2 protein-coding genes and 1 pseudogene are annotated in these 2,512 nt (G+C 53.9%); 1 reads left to right on the top strand and 2 read right to left on the bottom strand.

Translation table 11 applies throughout. From position 1 onward, the window contains the following. Positions 1–422 precede the first annotated feature (422 nt). A complete protein-coding gene (locus tag GTF44_RS21860; RefSeq protein ID WP_171563497.1) occupies positions 423–857 on the bottom strand; it encodes a type II toxin-antitoxin system VapC family toxin in 435 nt (144 codons plus the stop codon). Between the two features lie 529 nt (positions 858–1,386). Between GTF44_RS21860 and GTF44_RS21855 the strand changes: the two are divergent. Beyond that, positions 1,387–1,746 (top strand): annotated as a pseudogene (locus GTF44_RS21855) (integrase core domain-containing protein); the annotation flags it as partial. A gap of 301 nt (positions 1,747–2,047) precedes the next feature. Here GTF44_RS21855 and GTF44_RS21850 read toward each other — a convergent pair. After that, positions 2,048–2,386 carry a hypothetical protein gene (locus GTF44_RS21850; protein WP_171563495.1) on the bottom strand — a complete coding sequence of 113 codons (339 nt, stop codon included), beginning with the start codon at positions 2,384–2,386 and terminating at the stop codon, positions 2,048–2,050. Positions 2,387–2,512 lie beyond the last annotated feature (126 nt).

The raw sequence follows: 2,512 nt of genomic DNA, 5'->3' as shown, positions 1-2,512 counted from the left end.
ACGCCACTGGGCTCGGCAACGCTGGCGATGCCAGCGCCCTCAGCGCAAGCGCAGGACTCAGAGTGGTGTTCTGAAATGGCGCTCTCGATCCCAATCCATCAAATGCCGGGACTGAACACCCAGGTGCGTGTTGACGGAATGAATACCTGTCAGGTGCAGGGCTCGTCATAATCCAGGTCTATTTTAATATAGAGTGAGAGTATTTCTCTTCGCGGGAAGCTGAATCTACCGTTCTTAATACCATGAGTTCGGTGGATCGTTGCTCAAGACTGATAGGCGAGCGCGGTCCGCTGGTGATCAGGTCTTTGTAGCGGAGTCGGCCCAACAGTTTCGCTGGAAGACCGGCGCCGAGACCCGGGGGGCATGCGTTCGTGGGCGGCCACTTTGTGGGACGGTCGGGGTCTTGAAGCGGCGGTAACGCGTCAATCATCCCCTTCTCTGTCCCATGGATTGATGATCTCCAGGTCGAAGTTTTGGAAGTCCCGGACATTCCGAGTGACCAGGATAAGTCTATGGTTGATAGCGATCGCTGCAATCTGCGCATCGGCAGCAGCCGGTGTGAGTCCCTTGCGGTCTCCATCGCCCATCAATCGTCCCCACGTCCGTGCGGCCTTGTCATCGAACGGCAAAATGCGCCCCTCGAATTGCTCTGATAGATCATTCTCAATCCAGCGTTCATAGGTGGTTCGGCGCGGTTCGTCCTTAATTCTGCGGGCACCGCACATCAGTTCGCCGATTGTCATCGAAGCCAGAAAGAGTTCAGCCGGGCTCCTTTCCTCTATCCAAGCCAATACTCTCCGCTCCGGTTTCGGTCGAACAGTCTCGCTGACAATGTTTGTATCGAGCAGAAACGCCATCAGGGAAGATCGACACTTCGCCCTTCCGAGCGATCACGTGTGACGTCGAATTGTTCCTGCACCAAGGGCGATGATCTAAGAAAGGCGACGAGTTCCGATCCACTCGTCGCTTTTCTCGTCGTGACAATTGGCCCCAAGGAATCCCGAATGAGGTCAGCGCGCTTGCCGCCGGACCGCAACGATTCCGCAATTGACTTCACTAGAGCTGCATCACGGTTCGGCACCGTAACTTCGACCCGCCGGGAGCCGCTTGCAGCGACTTTTTTTCGGTGGAGAGCAACGCGTGCGTTTCTCTTGTCTGATGAGTTGGTTTGAGGCATCGAAGGTTCTCCGGTAACGTTACCGGAGCATACTTGTTCACACGCAGTCTGTCAAGAACGCACCAAGAACAGCGTGATCGAACGACCACAGTTTCAAGGGTTTCGGTCCGTTTGGAGGTGATCCAGGCGGGTATGGCCACCCGCTGCGCTATTTGAGAGCTAAGCGCGTGGCCATAACCTAAAAACACCGCTTGTTCTCGACGTGCTACGGCATCCAGTTCACCAACCGCAAGCAGGAGCGGTTCGCCTTCGAACATATCCTCAGTCGTGTATGCCGAGCGAATGAAATCGACCAGCGCCTGACCAAGGTGAACCACCCCTGGACCAACGGGCAGATTGAGCGGATGAACCGGACGATCAAGGAAACGACGGTAAAACGGTATCACTACGATACCCATTCTCAGCTTGAAACGCACGTTACCGACTTCATTGCAGCCTACAATTGCGCACGCCGATTGAAGGCGCTGCAAGGCCTTACGCCTTACGAATACATCTACAAAATCTGGACAAGCGAACCCCAACGATTCAATGTCAATCCAACCCACCACATGCCGAGACTAAACAACTAGGCTGTGTTGACAAAAGGAAAGCCTGACGGCACAGGCCCCTCCATAACGGTTACCTATTCAAATATAGGATTGAGGTATTTCCGGATACAGCGAGCGGGTTCTAATGATGGGTCAAGATCACATTGATTGACCCCGAATGCTCGATGAAATAACCGGCAATATCCGAAATAGAGCCAGCCTGTTACTTGCGGGTCAATTAGCTGTGCCGTTTCATCGGTTCATGCCGCGCGTGGCGTAGGCAGCAGAGCTCACCGGCTCCTTCAGTCTGACACCTGGCCCCAGGCCGGCCACAGCTTGTGGATTAGCTGACCCTAATACGTCCGGCATACCCGGGATCAATCTGAGGCCCGCCAAAAGCGATCACACCTCTTCGGGCCAAGCCCGAGCGAATTCCATAAGATGCGCATACGTCATTTGGCAGTTCAAACTGCTCCTCTGAGGCAATGGAAGCCCACGAGTTGCTTTCGAGAATGAACTCGTTCCCATCACTCCATTTTACGCGACCAACACTTGCAGCAAGAACATCACCCAGTTGACAATCGTAACTCGCAGGCTCGATCCTTTCTTCATTAAACGGTTCAATCTTGAGATCGCCGTTCGCAGTTCTTTCTTTGATTTCTGCCCGACCGAGGATCGCCATCGCTGCTCCTGTTCTCTTTTTGTCTACGTGTAGCACGGTAACGGGCAGCTTGGGAATCTATAAAAGATGGCTAGGTCTAGTTGACAAAAGGGGTTCACACTGTGCGATAGGCATGATTCAAGCTGG

The sequence above is a fragment of the Roseobacter sp. HKCCD6576-2 genome, assembly GCF_013179285.1.
Lineage (GTDB): Bacteria > Pseudomonadota > Alphaproteobacteria > Rhodobacterales > Rhodobacteraceae > Rhodophyticola > Rhodophyticola oceani.
Note: the sequence above shows the minus strand (reverse complement) of the source record. Positions and strands in the feature narration are given on the sequence as shown.